Genomic DNA, 17,132 nt, shown 5'->3' with positions numbered 1-17,132 from the left:
CCAATGCCCGAGATCACCGACCAGAGCCTCAGCCGCGACGATATCGAGACCCTCGCGGCCTCTGGCGGCCCCGTCACGCTGGCCGGCTGCCAAATGATCGACATCGACCTTTGCGACCTGGAACTGGTCGATTGGCATTTCGACGCCTGCCATCTCGACAACGCGCGGGCCAGCGACGCTATCCTTGAGGAGGTGCGCTTCACCGCCTGCCACGCCCCCGGACTGATCCTGCGCGGCGCGCGGCTGATGCAATGCCGCGTCATTGGCTGCGACATGAGCAATGGCAACCTGTCGGACATGATTGCCGCGGATGTGGAATTTGCCGATTGCAAGCTGCTCGGCGTGAACATGAGCGGCACCCAGGCAACCGATCTGACGCTGGCGGGCAGCAATCTGGCCGTCGCGCGCCTGTCCGGTCTGTCCTTGCGCGGCCGCATGATCCAGGGCGTGAATTTCGCGGGCTCCGACCTGACGCAATGCGATTTCCGCGATGCGGTGTTTCAGGATTGCAGCCTGCGCGATGTCGAGGTCTCGGAGGCCCGGTTCGAAGGGGCCGACCTGCGCGGGGCCGATCTTGGCGGCGTCAAGATGGGGGACGCGGCGCGGTTTCGCGGGGCCATGATCTCTAGATCCCAGGCCGCCGACCTTCTCGGCCAGCTTGGCCTGATCGTCGGCTGACGCGCTGCCGCGCGCGGAAATCCGCAGGCCCCGCGCCACGCGCCCTTGCGATATCCTTCATGGCCAAACGCGACCGGGTATGGAAAACTCCGCCCCATCCAACAATCAGGATTTTGGGAGGATCCGATGAAAAACCTGCTTACCGCCACCGCCGTCACGGCCATCAGCGTCAGCTTTGCCGCCGAGGCGCTGGCCACGGAATGGAATGTCTCGGTCTGGGGCTCGCGCCGCGCCTTCACCGAGCATATCGAACGCCTGGCCGAGTTGCTGGACGAGCGCACCGATGGCGAATTCACGCTGAACATTTCCTATGGCGGCCTCTCCGGCAACCGCGAGAACCTGGACGGGATCTCGATCGGGGCCTTCGAGATGGCGCAATTCTGTGCCGGGTATCACGCCGACAAGAACCCCTCGATCACGGTGCTGGAACTGCCCTTCCTGGGCGTCAGCGACCTGCAACAGGAGCGTGAGATCAGCCAGGCGCTCTATGAACATCCGGCGGTCGTGGCCGATCTTGCGCGCTGGAACGCGGTGCTGCTGATGCCTTCGCCGCTGCCGCAATACAATATCGTCGGTGTCGGCGATGCGCCGCAGACGCTGGAGGATTTCGACGGCATGGCTGTGCGCGCCACGGGTGGCATCGGTGCCGCGATGGAAACCATCGGCGCGGTGCCCAACTCCATGTCGGCCACCGAAGTGCGCCAGGCGCTCGATGGCGGGCTGGTGCAGGGCGTCAGCTTTGCCCCGCATGCGCATATGTCCTTCGGCACCATCGAAACCGGCGAATGGTGGACGACCAACCTCAACCCCGGAACGGTCAACTGCCCCGTTGTGGTCAATTCCGACGCGCTGGCCGCCCTCTCCGATGAGCATCGCGAGGTGCTGATGTCTTCGGTCGATGACGCGCTGGACTACTATATCGACTATTACAACGAGCAGACGATGGCCGCATGGGGCCCGGCACTGGACGAGCGCGGAATCGAGCGCGTGACCTTCTCGGAGGAGGAGCTGCAAGCCTTCCGCGAAGCCGCCGCCGAGCCCGCCGCGCAGGCCTGGATCGAAGAGAACACCGCCCGCGGCCTGCCCGCGCAGGAGCTCTACGATTTCGTCACCGGCATGATCGCCGAGGGCGGCATGTAAAGCCCGCCCGCGCCCGCCCCGGTGCGAAACCGGGGCGGGCGCATCTTTTTTACGTGACATGAAGGAGGGGGGACGGTCATGGCCGCAGCATCCCTTGTGATGACCGATGACAGCACCGTCAGCCGGCTGGATCGCGGCCTGCTGGAGGTCGAAAAGCTCTTTGCCCTGATCAGCGGTCTGGCGGTCTTCGCGTTGATGATTCTGGCCGTGATCTCGGTCGGCGGGCGCAACGCGCTGAACCAGCCCATCCCCGGCTATGTCGACTGGATCGAACAGGCGATGCCGCTGATTGCCTTCATGGGCATTTCATACACGCAGCGCGAGGGCGGCCATATCCGCATGGACCTGCTGGTCGGCAACCTCAAGGGCCGCGCGCTGTGGTTGGCCGAGCTTGCCACGACGCTTCTGATCCTCATCCTCATGATGCTTCTGGTCTGGGGCACCTTCGCGCATTTCCTGCGCAGTTTCGACATGTCCCAACCGCTCTGGAGCCGCGACAGCTCGATGGATATCGGCCTGCCGATCTGGCCCGCCAAGCTGATCGTGCCGGTGGCCTTCGGGGTCATCTGCCTGCGGCTGATGTTGCAGGTCTTCGTCTACGCCCGCGCCGTCGTGCAGGGCACCGAGCGGCCCGTCGGCGTGCCCCTGATCGCCGATGCCGCGACACAGGCGGCACTCGAGGCCGCGACGGTCACCGGCGACGATAACGACGACAAGGGGCACTGATCATGGATTCGATCACCATCGGCCTCATCGTGACCGGCTTCATGCTGGTCTCGGTCATCCTCGGGATGCGCGTGGCCTTCGCCGCCGGGATCTCGGGCCTCGTCGGGCTGATCTGGATCTTCTGGAGCCGCCGTGGCTATGACCCCGAGGCCTTCACCTGGGCGCTTGGCGTCGCGGTGCAGACCGCCGGACAGGTGCCGCATTCCAAGATTTCCAGCCAGGCGCTCAGCCTCATCCCCACCTTCATCCTGATCGGCTATCTCGCCTATCACGCGGGGCTGACCAAGGCGCTCTTCGAGGCCGCGAAAAGGTGGATGGCCTGGGTGCCGGGGGGGCTGGCCGTGTCCACCGTCTTCGCCACCGCCGGTTTCGCCGCCGTGTCGGGCGCGTCCGTGGCCACCTCCGCCGTCTTCGCCCGCATCGCCATTCCGGAAATGCTCGCCATCGGCTATGACAAGAAATTCGCCGCCGGCGTGGTGGCGGCGGCGGGCACGCTGGCCAGCCTCATCCCGCCCTCGGCGATCCTGGTGATTTACGCGATCATCGTCGAACAGGATGTCGGCGCGTTGCTGCTGGCGGGGTTCATTCCCGGCGTGTTCTCGGCCTTCGTCTATACGGCGCTGATCATCGGCATGGCGTTGACCATCAAGGATTTCGGCCCGCGCGTGACCGGCTTCACCTGGAAACAGCGTTTCGCCTCCCTGCCGCCCGCGCTGCCCATCGTGGCGGTGGTCGTGATCATCATCTTCTTCGTCTACAACCCCTTTGGCGGCGACGCCTGGGGCACACCGACCGAGGGCGGGGCCATCGGCGCGTTCATCGTGTTCCTGATGGCGCTCTACCGGGGGATGCGCTGGCCGGAACTGCGCGACGCGCTTATGGAGACCGCCAAGCTCTCGGTCATGATTTTCACAATCATCTGGGGCGTGCTGATCTATGTCCGTTTCCTGGGCTTCGCCGACCTGCCTGGCGCGTTCTCGGACTGGCTGACCTCGCTGGACATGGCGCCGCTGCTGATCCTGATCATGATCCTGCTGGCCTATGCCGTCCTTGGCATGTTCATGGACGCGATCGGGATGCTTCTCTTGACCCTGCCTGTGGTCTTCCCCGCCATCATGGCGCTGAATGGCGGCATGAACGTCAGTGCCGAGGCCAGCGCCTTCGGCATGTCGGGGCCGATGTGCGCGATCTGGTTCGGGATTCTGGTGGTGAAAATGGCCGAGTTCTGCCTGATCACGCCGCCCATCGGCCTCAATTGCTTCGTCGTCGCGGGCGTGCGCCCCGACATCACGGTGCAGGACGTGTTCAAGGGCGTCATGCCGTTCTTCATCGCCGACGCCATCACCATCGCGCTGCTGGTGGCCTTCCCGATGATCGTGCTCTGGCTGCCGAGCCAGATGTAGATCCCATTGACACCTCCCCTCGGTCGTGAATATATTTTCGACAGTAAAATAATTCATCTCGGGGGGAGGAACGCATGTATCTGGGTCTTGATCTCGGCACGTCCGGCCTGCGCGCCCTCCTGGTCGATGAGGGCGGCGCGCCCGTCGCCTCGGTCGAGGCCCCGTGCACCGTGCAGCATCCCCATCCGGGCTGGAGCGAGCAGGATCCGACCGAGTGGATCACCGCCTGCAAAAGCGCGATGGCCCGCCTGCGCGCCGAGGTGCCGGAGGCGCTGGCCGCGCTCAAGGGGATCGGCCTCTCCGGTCAGATGCACGGCGCGACGCTGCTGGACAAGTCTGATCGTGTGTTGCGCCCCTGTATCTTGTGGAACGACACCCGCGCGGCGGCGGAGGCGGCGGCGCTGGACGGCGCACCGGATGTCCGCGCGCTGTCCGGCAATATCGTCTTTCCCGGCTTCACCGCGCCCAAGCTGCTCTGGGTCGAGGCCCATGAGCCCGAGATCTTCGCACAGATCGCCAAGGTTCTGCTGCCCAAGGACTACCTGCGCCTGTGGCTGACCGGCGCGCATGTCTCGGACATGTCGGATGCCGCCGGAACCTCGTGGCTGGATGTGGGCGCGCGGGATTGGTCCGACAGGCTGCTCTCGGCCTCGCATATGCGCCGCGATCAGATGCCCCGGCTGGTCGAGGGCAGCGAAACCAGCGGCAGGCTGCGGGCAGAGCTTGCCTCCGATTGGGGCGTCACCGGCCCGGTCGAGGTCGCGGGCGGCGGCGGCGACAACGCGGCGGCGGCCTGCGGTGTCGGGTGCCTGAAGGAAGGCGACGGCTTTGTCTCGCTCGGCACCTCGGGCGTGCTGCTGGCGGCGAAGGACAGCTTTGCCCCCGCGCCGGAAACCGCCGTTCACAGCTTTTGCCACGCCATCCCCGGCACCTGGTACCAGATGGGCGTGATCCTGGCCGCGACCGATTGCCTGAACTGGCTGGCGGGCACGCTCGGCGATACCCCCAAGGCGCTGGCGGGTACCATGCCCGACACCCCCACCGGCCCCGCCCCGGTCCTGTTCCTGCCCTACCTCTCGGGCGAGCGTACGCCGCATAACGACGCCGCCATGCGCGGCGCGTTCCTCGGCCTCGACATCGGCCATGATCGCCGGACCCTGACCCAGGCGGTGATGGAAGGCGTCGGCTTTGCCCTGCGCGACAATCTTGAGGCGCTGAAATCGACCGGCACCGACCTCGGCGCCGTGCTTGCGATCGGCGGCGGCACCGGCTCGCGCTTCTGGCTGGAAAGCCTGGCCACCATCCTCGACCTGCCGCTGAAACTGCCCGCACAGGGCGAGTTCGGCGCAGCCCTCGGCGCGGCGCGGCTGGCAATGGCGGCAACCGGCCATTCCGTCACCGACATCATGGGGGCCCCGCAAGTGGCCACCACCATCGACCCGCGCGCCGACCTGACCCCGGCCTATGCCGAGGCTTACGCAAAATACCGCGCGCTCTATCCCAGTTTGAAGGCAGTTCTGACATGACCACAGGTTTCTTCGGCGACATCACCGACATCCCCTTTGAAGGCGCGGACAGCCGCAATCCACTGGCCTTCCGCCATTACAACCCCGACGAGATGCTGGCCGGCAAGCGCATGGAGGATCACCTGCGTTTCGCCACCTGCTACTGGCACAACTTCACCTGGCCGGGGAATGACCCCTTTGGCGGCCAGACGTTTCAGCGCCCCTGGTTCAAGGACGGCATGGAGGCCGCGAAGCTGAAGGCAGACGTCGCCTTCGAGATGTTCACCTTGCTGAAATCGCCCTATTTCTGCTTCCACGACGCCGATGTGCGGCCCGAAGGCGCAGGCTTTGCCGAGAACACGCGCAACCTTGAGGAAATCACCGATTACTTCGCGGCCAAGATGGAGGCGACCGGGGTGCGGCTCCTCTGGGGCACCGCCAACCTCTTCTCGCACCGCCGTTTCATGTCGGGCGCGGCGACCAATCCCGACCCCGATGTGTTCGCCTTCTCGGCGGCCACGATCAAGACCTGCATGGATGCCACGCAACGTCTGGGGGGTGAAAACTACGTCCTGTGGGGTGGGCGCGAAGGCTATGAGACGCTGCTCAACACCGACCTGAAACAGGAGGATGCGCAGCTTGGCCGGATGCTGAACATGGTCGTGGATTACAAGCACAAGATCGGCTTCAAGGGCGCGATCCTGGTCGAGCCGAAGCCGCAGGAACCCACCAAGCACCAGTATGATTACGATGTCGCCACCGTCTACGGCTTCCTCAAGCGCCATGGGCTGGAGGGCGAGGTCAAGATGAACCTCGAACAGGGCCACGCGATCCTGGCGGGCCACAGCTTCGAGCATGAGATTGCGCTGGCGCAGGCGCTCGGCATCTTCGGCTCCATCGACATGAACCGCAACGACTACCAATCGGGCTGGGACACCGACCAGTTTCCCAACAACGTGCCCGAGGTGGCGCTGGCCTATTACCACATCCTGCAAGGCGGCGGCTTCTCGACCGGCGGCACCAATTTCGACGCCAAGCTGCGGCGGCAATCGCTGGATCCGGAGGATTTGCTGATGGCCCATATCGGCGGCATGGATGTCTGCGCGCGGGGGCTGAAGGCGGCGCAGGCGATGATCGAGGATGGCACGCTCGCCGATTTCGTGTCGGACCGTTATGCAGGTTGGCAAGGCGACGAGGCGCGTGCCATGCTGGACGGCAAGCGCGACCTTGACCATATCGCCGCGCGGGTGGAGGCCGAGGGGATCAACCCCGAACCCCGCTCGGGTCGGCAGGAATACCTGGAAAATGTCGTGAACCGCTTCACGTGACGGCAAGGGGGGCCGCTTATGCAGATCAGGCGCATTGGCGGCCCGGACGATGCCCCGCTGATCGAGGCGGAGTTGCAGGATGGCGATGTGCGCCTGTCGCTGCTCAATCTCGGGGTGGTGACGCGCGGCTGGTGGGTGCCTTGCGGCGGTGCCTCGGTGCCCGTGATCCTGGGCTATGCCTCGCCGCGCGCCTACCTGACCGATGATTGCTACCTCGGGGCTATCGTCGGACGGGTCGCCAACCGCACTTCGGGCGGGCGGTTGCAGATCGACGATACCAGCCACCAACTGTCGCAGAACGAAGGCCAGACCCATGTGCATGGCGGGCTGCGCGGCCTCAGCAGGCGGCACTGGCAGGTCGAGGGCGACAGCGCCGCGAACGCGATCCGCTTCACCTACCGATCCCCCGATGGTGAGGAAGGCTATCCCGGCCTGGTCGATTTCGCCGTCACCGTCACCCTGCGCGGCACTTGCGTGCGTTATGACATGGCGGCCACGGCGGATCGTCTGACCCCCGTCAACCTGGCGCAGCACAATTATTACAACCTGATGGGCGGCGGCGAGGTCTGGTCGCATCACCTGACCTGCATCGCCGATCGCCGCACGCCCGTCGACGGGCGCGGCCTGCCGACCGGGGAAATCCTGCCGGTCGACGGCAGCCGCTACGATTTCCGCGACACCACCGCGCTTGGCGCAATGGACCCGGCCCGAGAGGGGATGGATGTGAATGTGATCTTCCCCGAGGCGCGCGACCCGGATGCCCCCGTGGCGCAACTCGGCGCGCCGAACGGATTGCGCCTGAAGATGTGGTCCGACCAGCCCGGCGCGCAGCTCTACACCGCCAAGCACCTGACCGCGCGCGCGGGCGGCTGGACCGACAAGAGCCTTTGGCCCTTCCACGGGCTTTGTATCGAACCGCAGGCCCCACCCGATGCGCTGAATCAGCCCGGTTTCCCCTCGATCCTGATCGACCCCGACCGCCCCTATCGCCAATGCCTGCGGGTGGACATCGCGGAGGCGTCATGCGCTGGCTGATCCTCGCCCTTCTGCCACTGCCCGCGCTCGCGTTCGCGCAGCAGTTTCCGCCGGTCGACTGGATGACGACCGACCCGGCCCGCGTCGAACTGGGCCAGCTTCTCTTCTACGACCCGATCCTCTCCGGCAACAGGGAGGTCTCCTGCGCCACCTGTCACAACCCCGCGCAGGGCACGTCCGATGGCCTCTCGCTCGGGCTTGGCGATGGCGGCATCGGCCTCGGGCCGGAGCGTCGGGCAGACCCCGCCAACCTTCCCGAACAGCGCATCCCGCGCAACGCGCCCGCGCTTTTCAACCTTGGTGCGGCGGAATTCAGCGTCATGTTCCATGACGGTAGGCTGGAGGCGGATCCCACCCGCCCCGGCGGCATCCGCACACCCCTGGGCGAGGATATGGTGTCGGGCTTCACCTCGGTCCTTGCCGCGCAGGCGATGTTCCCGGTGCTCTCGGGCGACGAGATGGCCGGGCATTATTCGGAGAACGAGATCGCTCAAGCCGTCCGCATGGGGTTCCTTTCGCAACCCGGCGGCGCCTGGGAGCGGATCGCGGCCCGCGTCGCGGCAATCCCGGAATACCGCGCGCGGTTCGATGCGGTTCTGGGGCAGGGGGCAGAGATCCGCTTCACCGATATCGGCAATGTCATCGCCGAGTTCATCGCCGATGAATGGCGCGCCGATGACAGCCCCTTCGACCGCTACCTGGAAGGCGAGCCGCTGCCCGCCGCCGCCGAACGGGGACGGGCGCTCTTCTACGGGGACGCGGGGTGCAGCACCTGCCATGCGGGCCGGTTCCAGACCGATCAGGATTTCCACGCCATCGCCATGGTGCAGATCGGCCCCGGCAAGGCGGCACGGTTCGAAAGCCATGCCCGCGACGAGGGCCGGATGCGGGTGACGGGCGATCCCGCCGACGCCTATGCCTTCCGCACGCCGAGCCTGCGCAACGTGACGCAAACCGCACCCTATGGCCATGCCGGGGCGTATGCGACGCTGGAGGGCGTGATCCGCCACCACCTCGACCCGGTCGCGGCGCTGATGGGGTATGACCAGAGCCAGGCGGTGCTGCCAGCGCTGGATGTCGCCGACTGGCGGGTGCTGGAGGATGAGGCCGAGATGGCGGCCATTGCGGCGGCGAACGAATTGGCTCCGATGGTGCTGAGCGATCCCGAGATTGCCGACCTCATCGCCTTCCTCGACGCCCTGACCGACCCGCGCGAGGACCGCCTTGGCGTGCCGGATGCGGTGCCGAGCGGTCTGCCGGTTGCGCGATGAACGTCGCTTCGAAGCGACGTGCACGCGATTTCGAAATCGCGTGGACACGGCCAGTCGACTGGCCGTCCCCCGCCCTCAGCCGCCGCGCGTGATTGTCATCCTCTGATCCGTTTCAACGCTCTGCCACGCGCCCGCCACGCCATCCGGCCAGATCACCCGGACCTCGACGGCTTCCGCAGCGCCAAGCCCGAAATGCAGCGGCCCCGCGACACCGCCGGCATGGCCGCCGCCCACTGTCACCTCCTGCGTCCAGACCCGATCCCCGGCCCGAAACTCGACAAAGGCGCCCACGGCCAGTCGATTGGCCGTGCCCTGCGCCAGGTCGATCTGCAACCATGCGCCTGTATCGTTGCTGACATTGCGATAAAGCTCCATCTCCGCGCGCCGGTTGACGACGACGAGGTCCAGCCGTCCGTCGCCATCCAGATCGGCCAGCGCCGCCCCCCGGCTGCGCGCCATGCTGGCCACCCCGGCCTGCAAGCCGACCTCGCGGAACACGCCATCCGCGCTGCCCATCAGCAGGTTGTTGGGGTCATCCATGGCGCTGCCCGGCATCTGCTCGACATTGCCCTTGGCGACGAACAGATCGTCCCAGCCGTCATTATCCACATCGCCGAACTGCGCGTGCCAACCGGTCGAAGGCCGCCCGTCGCCGCCCGTATAGGGCCGATGCGCCGTCGCGCCCCGCGCATAGGGCGCATCGACGTAAGCCGGCCCCTCGCCTGCCCGCAGCTGCAAGCGCTGGTCCCCCATCGAGGTCAGGTAGACCTCAGCCAGCCCGTCGCCATCCAGGTCGCGGCTCGCTATTCCCATCCCCCAAAGCTGGTGGGTGTTCCAGCCATCCTCGGCCCCGTAGAGGCGCGGGTGGGCCGTCATCGCCCACATCTGCTCCTGCCCGCCGCGCACGTAGTAATGCCGGTCATTCGACACCCGCAGATCGGCGCGGCCCTGCCGCCCCCAATCGGTGAACAGCATCGAGAGGGCGCAGAACCCCGGCTCCAGCCGAATGGGCGGCCCGTAGCGGTCCCCTTCGGGCCGGTAGAGATAATTCGCATCGCAGGCCTCGAACGGCCCTTCCGGGTCGCTGCGATCCACGTAATTGCCGAAGGCCAGCGTCGGAAGGGTCTCGCCCGCCTCCCATGTCGCGGAAAAGGCGGTGGTCCAGCGCGCGTCGCTGGTGAAACCCAGATCGAACGGCGCGAAGTCACAGCCGCCAAGCCCGCGCATCAGGCGGTTCTCGCCCACGCGCAGCACCGCCAGGTCCAGCACGCCATCACTGTCGATATCCAGCGGATAGGCCCCGATCACGCCGGTCAGGGCCAGCGCCTCGGGCGTCTCAGCGGTGAATTGCATCCCGCCCTGGTTCAGCATCAGTTGCGCCGGGTTCTCGCCGCCCGCCGCGTACAGATCGGGCAGCCCGTCGCCGGAACAATCGAAGGCAGCGACACCGCCGCCGACAAAATGCTCCCACCCGCCGCCATAGATGTGTTCCGGCAGCGTGCGCGGCTCGAAGACCGGATCGGCCAGGGCCGCCCCGGGCAGAAGGATCAGGACCATGCTAAGCTTCATTCGTGGCAAGCCCCTTTATGGTCAGCGCCGAGACCCCCTCCATCGCGTAGGCCGCCGCCCCCTTGGCCCACATCAGATCGCCCCATTCATGGATGCGGATCTCGGGCAGGGGGGCATCGACCTGCACCACCGAGGCGCGCACGCGGGCCAGCACCGCCTCGGAATAGAGGAAGTCATAGGCCATCTGTTCGCCCGACAGGATCACCAGCTTGGGGTCGAAGATGTTGATTACATTGGCCAGCCCCATGGCGAACATGCGGCCCGCCCGGTCCAGGATGCTCTGCGCCATCGCATCGCCGCGCCGCGCGCGGGCATAGAGCCGCGAGAGGTCTTCCTCGGGCGCGGCACCCGACCGGATATTGGCCTCGCGCAGCAGGGCGTAATCGCCGACATAGGCCTCCAGGCAGCCACGCTGGCCGCAGCGGCAGAGCGCGCCGTCAAGCTGCACCTTGGTGTGGCCGAACTCCGCCCCGCAGCCGCGTTCGCCGCGATAGATGCGGTTGTCGATCACGATGCCCATGCCGACGCCCATCTCGATGGTGATGACGATGAAATCCGAGGTGTTGCGCCCCTCGCCGAACAGCTGCTCGGCCTTGGCGACAAGGTTGGCGTCATTGTCGATGAAGAAGGGGCAGGGCAGGGCCTCGGACAGCATCCGGCCCAGATGGACGTTGCGCGCGTCCAGGTTGGGTGACCAATGCACGAAATTGTTGCGCGCGTCGATCAGGCCCGAAAGGCCCACGCCCGCGCCCGATATTTCCGTCCGGCTGCGCCCGGCAAGTTTGCAGGCCCCGTCCAGCGCCGCCTCGACCAGGCCCACCATCTCCGCGGGCGACATCACGGGATGCGGCAGGGGCTGATCGTATTCGGCGACCGTCTGCCCCTCGAAATCCACCAGGATCACCGTGACCGCGCGATCGGCGATCTTGAGGCCGGCCAGCAGATGCGCCGCGCCCCTGATCTTCAGCGCCACGCGCGGACGGCCCCGTTTCGCGCCCTCGCGGTCTTCCGGCACGATCTCCTCGATCAGGCCCGCGGCCAGCAATTCCGAGGTGATCGCGGTGACCGTCGCGGGGCTGACGCTGGTTTGCCGCGCGATGTCGATGCGTGCGATGCGGCCCGCCGCCCGGATCGTGTCAAAGACCTGCTGGCGCCCGACCTCGCGTTGTTCCATCCCGTGCGTTGCGCGTGCGGCTCCGGCCATGGCGCCCTCCCTCGGAAGATAATTCACCAAAAAAAATAAATCGGCAAGCCTGCTGGCGTTATTTAATTTGATCTTCAAAAAAATTGCTGCTAGCGTAACATCACGTCGAGGAACCCCGGGGAGGGGATTCCCGCACTGTACCAGGGAGGAATAGATGAAATTTCTGCAAAGATTCGCCGCGACTCTGATCGCGGTCATGTTCGCCACCACGGCGTTCGCACAGGGCATCACGGTCGGCGTCAGCTGGTCCAATTTCCAGGAGGAGCGTTGGGCCACCGACGAGGCCGCCATCGTCGCCGCACTGGAAGAGGCCGGGGCCACCTATATCTCGGCCGATGCGCAATCCTCGTCCGCCAAGCAACTGTCGGACATTGAAAGCCTGATCGCCCAGGGTGTCGATGCGCTGATCATCCTGGCGCAGGACGCGCAGGCCATCGGCCCCGCCGTTCAGGCCGCCGCCGATGAGGGCATTCCGGTCATCGCCTATGACCGCCTGATCGAAGACCCCCGCGCCTTCTACCTGACCTTCGACAACGTGGAAGTGGGCCGGATGCAGGCCCGCGCGGTGCTGGAAGCAGCGCCCACCGGTCGCTACGTCATGATCAAGGGCTCGCCCACCGACCCGAACGCGGATTTCCTGCGCGGTGGTCAGCAGGAAGTGCTGCAGGAGGCGATTGACGCCGGCGAGATCGAGATCGTGGGCGAATCCTATACCGATGGCTGGCTGCCCGCCAACGCGCAGCGCAACATGGAGCAGATCCTGACCGCGACCGACAATGGCGTCGATGCGGTTGTCGCTTCCAATGACGGCACCGCCGGTGGCGTTGTCGCGGCGCTGACCGCGCAGGGCATGGACGGCATCCCGGTCTCGGGCCAGGACGGCGACCATGCCGCGCTGAACCGTGTCGCTCTGGGTACCCAGACCGTATCGGTCTGGAAAGACGCCCGTGACCTTGGCCGCAACGCCGCCGAGATCGCCGTCGCGCTGGCAGGCGGCACCGCGATGGAAGACATCGAGGGCGCGCAGGAATGGACCAGCCCCAGTGGCACCACCATGAACGCGATGTTCCTGGCCCCGGTCCCGATTACCCGCGACAACCTCGCCGTCGTGGTCGATGCCGGCTGGATCGAGCTCGAGGCGCTTTGCCAGGGCGTCACCGACGGCCCCGCGCCCTGCGACATGTAACCTGACACCGATGCGCCCCCGGTCCCTTCGCGGGGGCGCATCACCCACATGCTGACAGCCAGGAGTCCGGACATGACCGACGCCCCGTCTCAGCCGCTTCCCTCACACGCCCGCAGATCCCTGTTCCAGCAACTGGAACTGGATACCCGTCTGCTTGGCATGGTCGGCGCCTTCATCCTTCTGTCCATCGGGTTCAATATCATGACCGATGGCAGGTTCCTGACCTCGCGCAACATCTTCAACCTGACGATCCAGACGGTTTCGGTGGCCATCATGGCCTGCGGCATGGTCTTCGTGATCGTCACCCGCCATATCGACCTGTCCGTCGGCGCATTGCTGGCCACAAGCTCGGCCATCATGGCGATGACCCAGACCGAGATCCTGCCCGATCTGTCGGGCCTTGGCCTGAACCATCCCCTGACCGCGCCCGTCACCATCGTGGTGGGCATCGTGGCGGGCACCCTGATCGGGGCGTTTCACGGCTGGCTCATTGGCTACCTGGCCATTCCGGCCTTCATCGTCACGCTTGGCGGCCTGCTGGTCTGGCGCAATGTCGGCTGGTTCCTGACGCGGGGCCAGACCATCGGCCCGCTTGACGACAATTTCCTGGTCTTCGGCGGCATCAACGGCACGCTCGGTCCGACCTGGTCTTGGGTTCTGGGCGGCATCGCCGCCGCCGGTGCCATCTGGGGGATCTGGAGCGCACGGCGCAACAAGGCCGCGCATGACTTCCCCGTCAAACCGGTCTGGGCCGAGGTGACGCTGTCGGCGATTTCCGCCGGGGCCATTCTGGGCTTCATCTGGGTGCTGAACTCCTACCAGGTGCCCATCGGCCGGTTGCGCCGCATCTTCGAGGCGCGCGGCGAGGAAATGCCCGAAGGCTTTACCACCGGCTACGGCCTGCCGGTCTCGGTCCTGCTGCTGATCGTCATCGCCATCGGCATGACCATCATCGCGCGCCGCACCCGGCTTGGCCGCTACATCTTCGCCACTGGCGGCAACCCCGATGCGGCGGAACTGTCGGGCATCAACACGCGGATGCTGACGGTCAAGATCTTCGCCATGATGGGCGCGCTTACCGCTATCTCGGCGGTCGTGGCCTCGGCCCGCCTGGGCAACCACACCAACGATATCGGCACGCTGGACGAATTGCGCGTGATCGCGGCAGCGGTGATCGGCGGCACCGCCTTGGCGGGTGGCATCGGCACCATCCACGGCGCGATCCTGGGCGCGCTGATCATGCAATCCTTGCAATCGGGCATGGCCATGGTCGGCGTCGATGCGCCCTATCAGAACATCGTGGTGGGCTCGGTGCTGGTCCTGGCCGTGTGGATCGACATCGTCTATCGCAAACGCACGGGGGATACCTGAGATGACCACGCCTCTTGTCGAAATGCGCAACATGTCGATCTCGTTCGGCGGCATCAAGGCGGTCGATAACGTCACCGTCGATCTCTATCCCGGTGAGGTCGTGGGCCTCCTGGGCCACAATGGCGCCGGGAAATCGACCCTGATCAAGATGCTGTCGGGGGCCTATGCCCCCGATGCGGGCGAGATCTTCATCAATGGCGAGAAAGCCACGATCACCAATCCGCGCGACGCGCGCCGCTACAATATCGAGACGATCTACCAGACGCTGGCGCTGGCCGACAATCTCGACGCGGCCTCGAACCTCTTCCTGGGGCGCGAACTGGTGACGCCGCTCGGCCTCGTCAACGATGCCGCGATGGAATCCGAAACGCGCAAGATCATGGCCCGCCTCAATCCCAACTTCCAGAAGTTCAACGCGCCGGTCTCGGCGCTTTCGGGGGGGCAGCGCCAATCGGTCGCCATCGCCCGCGCGGTCTATTTCAACGCGCGTATCCTGATCATGGACGAGCCGACGGCGGCGCTCGGGCCGCATGAGACGCAGATGGTGGCCGAGCTGATCCAGCAGTTGAAGGCCGACGGGATCGGCATTTTCCTCATCGACCATGACGTGCACCAGGTGCTGGACCTCTGCGACCGGGCCAGCGTGATGAAGAACGGTGAATTGGTGGGAACGGTCAACACCGCCGACGTGACCGATGATGACCTGCTCAGCATGATCATCCTGGGCAAGAACCCCAAGCAAGCCGCGTGAGGCGGGGCTCGGGGGGCGAGTATTCTTGCCAGGAAGATGGGGGCAGGGGGCGCGGCCTATCGCAGCCGCGCGCCCGTTTCCGCGTCGAAGAAGAGGGCGTTTTCAGGGTCCACCGTCAGCCCGACCATCGCGCCTGATTTCGGCGCGCTCTGGTCATGCGCCTCGACCGTCACCCGGCTGCCATCGCCTGCGATCAGGTAGTGATAGGCCACGCCGCCCAACTGCTCCGATATATCCACCTTATGCGTGTCGCCCTCGGCCAGGCGCAATTGCTGCGGGCGCACGCCGACGGTGACCGGCCCGGTCGCGGGGGCCGAGAGGGGCGGCGGCAGGGTCATGTCGCCTAGCCCCGGCACCTGCACGCCACCGCCGCCCGCCACGGCGGGAAAGAAATTCATCGCCGGGCTGCCGATGAAGCCCGCGACGAACTGGTTGTCGGGGTCGTTATAGAGGTCGAGCGGGCGGCCCACCTGCTCGATTCGCCCCGCGCGCAGCACCACGATCTTGTCGGCCAGCGTCATCGCCTCGACCTGGTCATGCGTGACATAGATCATCGTCGCGCCGATCTCGTTGTGCAGCCGCGCGATCTCGACCCGCATCTCGACGCGCAGCTCGGCATCGAGATTGGACAGCGGCTCGTCGAACAGGAACACGTCCGGCCCGCGCACGATGGCCCGCCCGATGGCCACCCGCTGCCGCTGCCCGCCCGACAGCGCCTTGGGCTTGCGGGTCAGGTAGTCGTCCAGCTTCAGCACGCGGGACGCTTCGGCCACCTTGGCCGCGATCTCGTCCTTGGGGTGGCGGTTCATCTTCAGGCCAAAACCCATGTTCTCGGCCACCGTCATATGGGGGTAGAGCGCGTAGGTCTGGAACACCATCGCTACGCCACGTTCCGCCGGGTCCATATGGGTCACGTCGCGCGGACCGATCTCGATTGTGCCGCCCGTGGTTTCCTCCAGCCCTGCCACCATGCGCAGCAGCGTGGACTTGCCGCAGCCCGACGGCCCGACGAAAACGCAGAACTCGCCATCCTCGATTTCCAGGTCGATGCCGTGGATCACCTGAGTCTCGCCGTATTTCTTGATGACGTTGGAAAGGGTCACGCCGGTCATTCAGTTTCCTCCCAAGGAAATATCGTCAGGTTACGGTGGGGAATTGCCAATTCGTGGCCTCGTTCCCGATCTGTCTTGCGGTGGCCAGCAGGTCGGCGCGGAAGGCGCGGATGCTGTCCAGGGTTTGGCGGTTGGTCGAGGCCGCGATGGAGAGCGCGCCGATGGTGCGCCCGCCCTGCGTCACGATCGGCGCGGCGATCGAGATAATCCCGGCCTCATGCTCCTCGCGGTCGAAGGCAACGCCCTCGGCCCGGATCGCCTCAAGCTCCTCCAGCAGGGTGCCGGTTTCGGTATGCGTGTTCGGCGTGTAGGCAAGAAAGGCCTGCTGCTCCAGCGCCCGGTCGCGGCGTTCTGGCGTCATGTTGGCCAGGATCGCCTTGCCGACGCCGGTGCAGAAGGCGGGCGCGACGACACCGGTTTGCGCCATGGTCTCGAACCGGTCGGCGGCCTTCAGCTTGTCGACGAAGATCACCTGCCCCGCATCCATCTGCGCCAGGTGGATGTTCTCGCCCACCTTCAGCGACAGCGCCTCGACGAAGGGCCGCGCGACGGTGGCCAGTGACGCCTGTTTCCACGCCGAATGTGCCAGCTTTACCAGCCGCAGGCCAAGCGTGTAGGTGCCGGTCTCGGGGTCGTGGGAGAGCATGCCTTGGTTGGTCAGCGTCTGCACGAATCGGTAGAGCGAGGCCTTGGGATGGGTGCTGCGCGCCAGCAGCTCGGCGAAGCGCACGGGGCGGCCGAAATTCGCCACCTCGTCCAGCACGCTCAGCGCCTTGCCCACAGTGCCATCGGCCTGCTTGTTCATCGCGCCCTCCCCGGCGACCGTCAAAGAATCTGTTGACAAGACTACGCA

Annotated in this window: 15 protein-coding genes; 11 read left to right on the top strand and 4 right to left on the bottom strand. The window is 66.0% G+C overall.

What is annotated here, in order from left to right:
* Nucleotides 1-3: 3 nt before the first annotated feature.
* The 8 genes from HNS34_RS10410 to HNS34_RS10375 all read left to right on the top strand — a co-directional run bounded on the left by HNS34_RS10410 (nt 4) and on the right by HNS34_RS10375 (nt 9,086).
* On the top strand, nt 4-678 hold the full coding sequence (locus HNS34_RS10410; protein ID WP_172320004.1) for a pentapeptide repeat-containing protein: 675 nt from the start codon (nt 4-6) through the stop codon (nt 676-678).
* Between the two features lie 126 nt (nt 679-804).
* Nucleotides 805-1,818: a C4-dicarboxylate TRAP transporter substrate-binding protein gene (locus HNS34_RS10405; RefSeq protein ID WP_172320003.1), complete on the top strand. Its 1,014-nt coding sequence runs from the start codon at nt 805-807 to the stop codon at nt 1,816-1,818.
* Between the two features lie 78 nt (nt 1,819-1,896).
* Nucleotides 1,897-2,544: a TRAP transporter small permease subunit gene (locus HNS34_RS10400; RefSeq protein WP_172320002.1), complete on the top strand. Its 648-nt coding sequence runs from the start codon at nt 1,897-1,899 to the stop codon at nt 2,542-2,544.
* Between the two features lie 2 nt (nt 2,545-2,546).
* Nucleotides 2,547-3,947 (top strand): TRAP transporter large permease, encoded by a 1,401-nt coding sequence (locus HNS34_RS10395; protein WP_172320001.1) that lies wholly within the window; start codon nt 2,547-2,549, stop codon nt 3,945-3,947.
* Nucleotides 3,948-4,021: 74 nt separating this feature from the next.
* Nucleotides 4,022-5,473, top strand: a complete 1,452-nt coding sequence (gene xylB, locus HNS34_RS10390; protein ID WP_172320000.1) for a xylulokinase — start codon at nt 4,022-4,024, stop codon at nt 5,471-5,473.
* A complete protein-coding gene (xylA, locus tag HNS34_RS10385) occupies nt 5,470-6,780 on the top strand; it encodes a xylose isomerase (protein ID WP_172319999.1) in 1,311 nt (436 codons plus the stop codon). The genes xylB and xylA overlap by 4 nt, the downstream gene beginning before the upstream one ends.
* Nucleotides 6,781-6,798: 18 nt before the next feature.
* On the top strand, nt 6,799-7,815 hold the full coding sequence (locus tag HNS34_RS10380; protein ID WP_172319998.1) for an aldose epimerase family protein: 1,017 nt from the start codon (nt 6,799-6,801) through the stop codon (nt 7,813-7,815).
* The gene (locus HNS34_RS10375; protein ID WP_172319997.1) at nt 7,803-9,086 is read left to right on the top strand and encodes a cytochrome-c peroxidase; all 1,284 of its coding nucleotides are present in this window, start codon (nt 7,803-7,805) and stop codon (nt 9,084-9,086) included. Before HNS34_RS10380 ends, HNS34_RS10375 begins: the two co-directional genes overlap by 13 nt.
* A 75-nt stretch (nt 9,087-9,161) precedes the next feature.
* Here the strand turns inward: HNS34_RS10375 and HNS34_RS10370 are convergent, their stop codons facing one another.
* Together HNS34_RS10370 and HNS34_RS10365 are read right to left on the bottom strand one after the other, a co-directional pair.
* Entirely contained in the window at nt 9,162-10,655 is a 1,494-nt protein-coding gene (locus HNS34_RS10370; RefSeq protein WP_235952688.1) for a CRTAC1 family protein, read from the bottom strand.
* On the bottom strand, nt 10,645-11,859 hold the full coding sequence (locus HNS34_RS10365) for an ROK family transcriptional regulator (protein ID WP_172319996.1): 1,215 nt from the start codon (nt 11,857-11,859) through the stop codon (nt 10,645-10,647). Before HNS34_RS10365 ends, HNS34_RS10370 begins: the two co-directional genes overlap by 11 nt.
* Before the next feature lie 154 nt (nt 11,860-12,013).
* Here HNS34_RS10365 and xylF point away from each other — a divergent pair, with 154 nt between their 5' ends.
* From xylF to HNS34_RS10350, 3 genes are all read left to right on the top strand, one after another.
* Nucleotides 12,014-13,045, top strand: coding sequence for a D-xylose ABC transporter substrate-binding protein (xylF, locus tag HNS34_RS10360; protein ID WP_172319995.1), 1,032 nt, complete (start codon nt 12,014-12,016; stop codon nt 13,043-13,045).
* Between the two features lie 72 nt (nt 13,046-13,117).
* Nucleotides 13,118-14,416 carry a sugar ABC transporter permease gene (locus HNS34_RS10355; RefSeq protein ID WP_172319994.1) on the top strand — a complete coding sequence of 433 codons (1,299 nt, stop codon included), beginning with the start codon at nt 13,118-13,120 and terminating at the stop codon, nt 14,414-14,416.
* A 1-nt stretch (nt 14,417) separates the two neighbouring features.
* Nucleotides 14,418-15,167 carry an ATP-binding cassette domain-containing protein gene (locus tag HNS34_RS10350; protein WP_172319993.1) on the top strand — a complete coding sequence of 250 codons (750 nt, stop codon included), beginning with the start codon at nt 14,418-14,420 and terminating at the stop codon, nt 15,165-15,167.
* Between the two features lie 56 nt (nt 15,168-15,223).
* On the opposite strand, the gene HNS34_RS10345 is transcribed toward HNS34_RS10350, so the two are convergent.
* Together HNS34_RS10345 and HNS34_RS10340 are read right to left on the bottom strand one after the other, a co-directional pair.
* Nucleotides 15,224-16,279 carry an ABC transporter ATP-binding protein gene (locus HNS34_RS10345; protein WP_172319992.1) on the bottom strand — a complete coding sequence of 352 codons (1,056 nt, stop codon included), beginning with the start codon at nt 16,277-16,279 and terminating at the stop codon, nt 15,224-15,226.
* A gap of 25 nt (nt 16,280-16,304) precedes the next feature.
* On the bottom strand, nt 16,305-17,084 hold the full coding sequence (locus HNS34_RS10340) for an IclR family transcriptional regulator (protein WP_172319991.1): 780 nt from the start codon (nt 17,082-17,084) through the stop codon (nt 16,305-16,307).
* Between the last annotated feature and the right edge of the window lie 48 nt (nt 17,085-17,132).

The organism is Alterinioella nitratireducens (assembly GCF_013155465.1).
GTDB classification, from domain to species: domain Bacteria; phylum Pseudomonadota; class Alphaproteobacteria; order Rhodobacterales; family Rhodobacteraceae; genus Alterinioella; species Alterinioella nitratireducens.
Note: the sequence above shows the minus strand (reverse complement) of the source record. Positions and strands in the feature narration are given on the sequence as shown.

Excerpts from the sequence above, each read along its gene's own strand:
- HNS34_RS10410 (WP_172320004.1), top strand. The coding sequence starts at position 4 with ATGCCCGAGATCACCGACCAGAGCCTCAGCCGCGACGATATCGAGACC.
- HNS34_RS10405 (WP_172320003.1), top strand. The coding sequence starts at position 805 with ATGAAAAACCTGCTTACCGCCACCGCCGTCACGGCCATCAGCGTCAGC.
- HNS34_RS10400 (WP_172320002.1), top strand. The coding sequence starts at position 1,897 with ATGGCCGCAGCATCCCTTGTGATGACCGATGACAGCACCGTCAGCCGG.
- HNS34_RS10395 (WP_172320001.1), top strand. The coding sequence starts at position 2,547 with ATGGATTCGATCACCATCGGCCTCATCGTGACCGGCTTCATGCTGGTC.
- xylB (WP_172320000.1), top strand. The coding sequence starts at position 4,022 with ATGTATCTGGGTCTTGATCTCGGCACGTCCGGCCTGCGCGCCCTCCTG.
- xylA (WP_172319999.1), top strand. The coding sequence starts at position 5,470 with ATGACCACAGGTTTCTTCGGCGACATCACCGACATCCCCTTTGAAGGC.
- HNS34_RS10380 (WP_172319998.1), top strand. The coding sequence starts at position 6,799 with ATGCAGATCAGGCGCATTGGCGGCCCGGACGATGCCCCGCTGATCGAG.
- HNS34_RS10375 (WP_172319997.1), top strand. The coding sequence starts at position 7,803 with ATGCGCTGGCTGATCCTCGCCCTTCTGCCACTGCCCGCGCTCGCGTTC.
- HNS34_RS10370 (WP_235952688.1), bottom strand. The coding sequence starts at position 10,655 with ATGAAGCTTAGCATGGTCCTGATCCTTCTGCCCGGGGCGGCCCTGGCC.
- HNS34_RS10365 (WP_172319996.1), bottom strand. The coding sequence starts at position 11,859 with ATGGCCGGAGCCGCACGCGCAACGCACGGGATGGAACAACGCGAGGTC.
- xylF (WP_172319995.1), top strand. The coding sequence starts at position 12,014 with ATGAAATTTCTGCAAAGATTCGCCGCGACTCTGATCGCGGTCATGTTC.
- HNS34_RS10355 (WP_172319994.1), top strand. The coding sequence starts at position 13,118 with ATGACCGACGCCCCGTCTCAGCCGCTTCCCTCACACGCCCGCAGATCC.
- HNS34_RS10350 (WP_172319993.1), top strand. The coding sequence starts at position 14,418 with ATGACCACGCCTCTTGTCGAAATGCGCAACATGTCGATCTCGTTCGGC.
- HNS34_RS10345 (WP_172319992.1), bottom strand. The coding sequence starts at position 16,279 with ATGACCGGCGTGACCCTTTCCAACGTCATCAAGAAATACGGCGAGACT.
- HNS34_RS10340 (WP_172319991.1), bottom strand. The coding sequence starts at position 17,084 with ATGAACAAGCAGGCCGATGGCACTGTGGGCAAGGCGCTGAGCGTGCTG.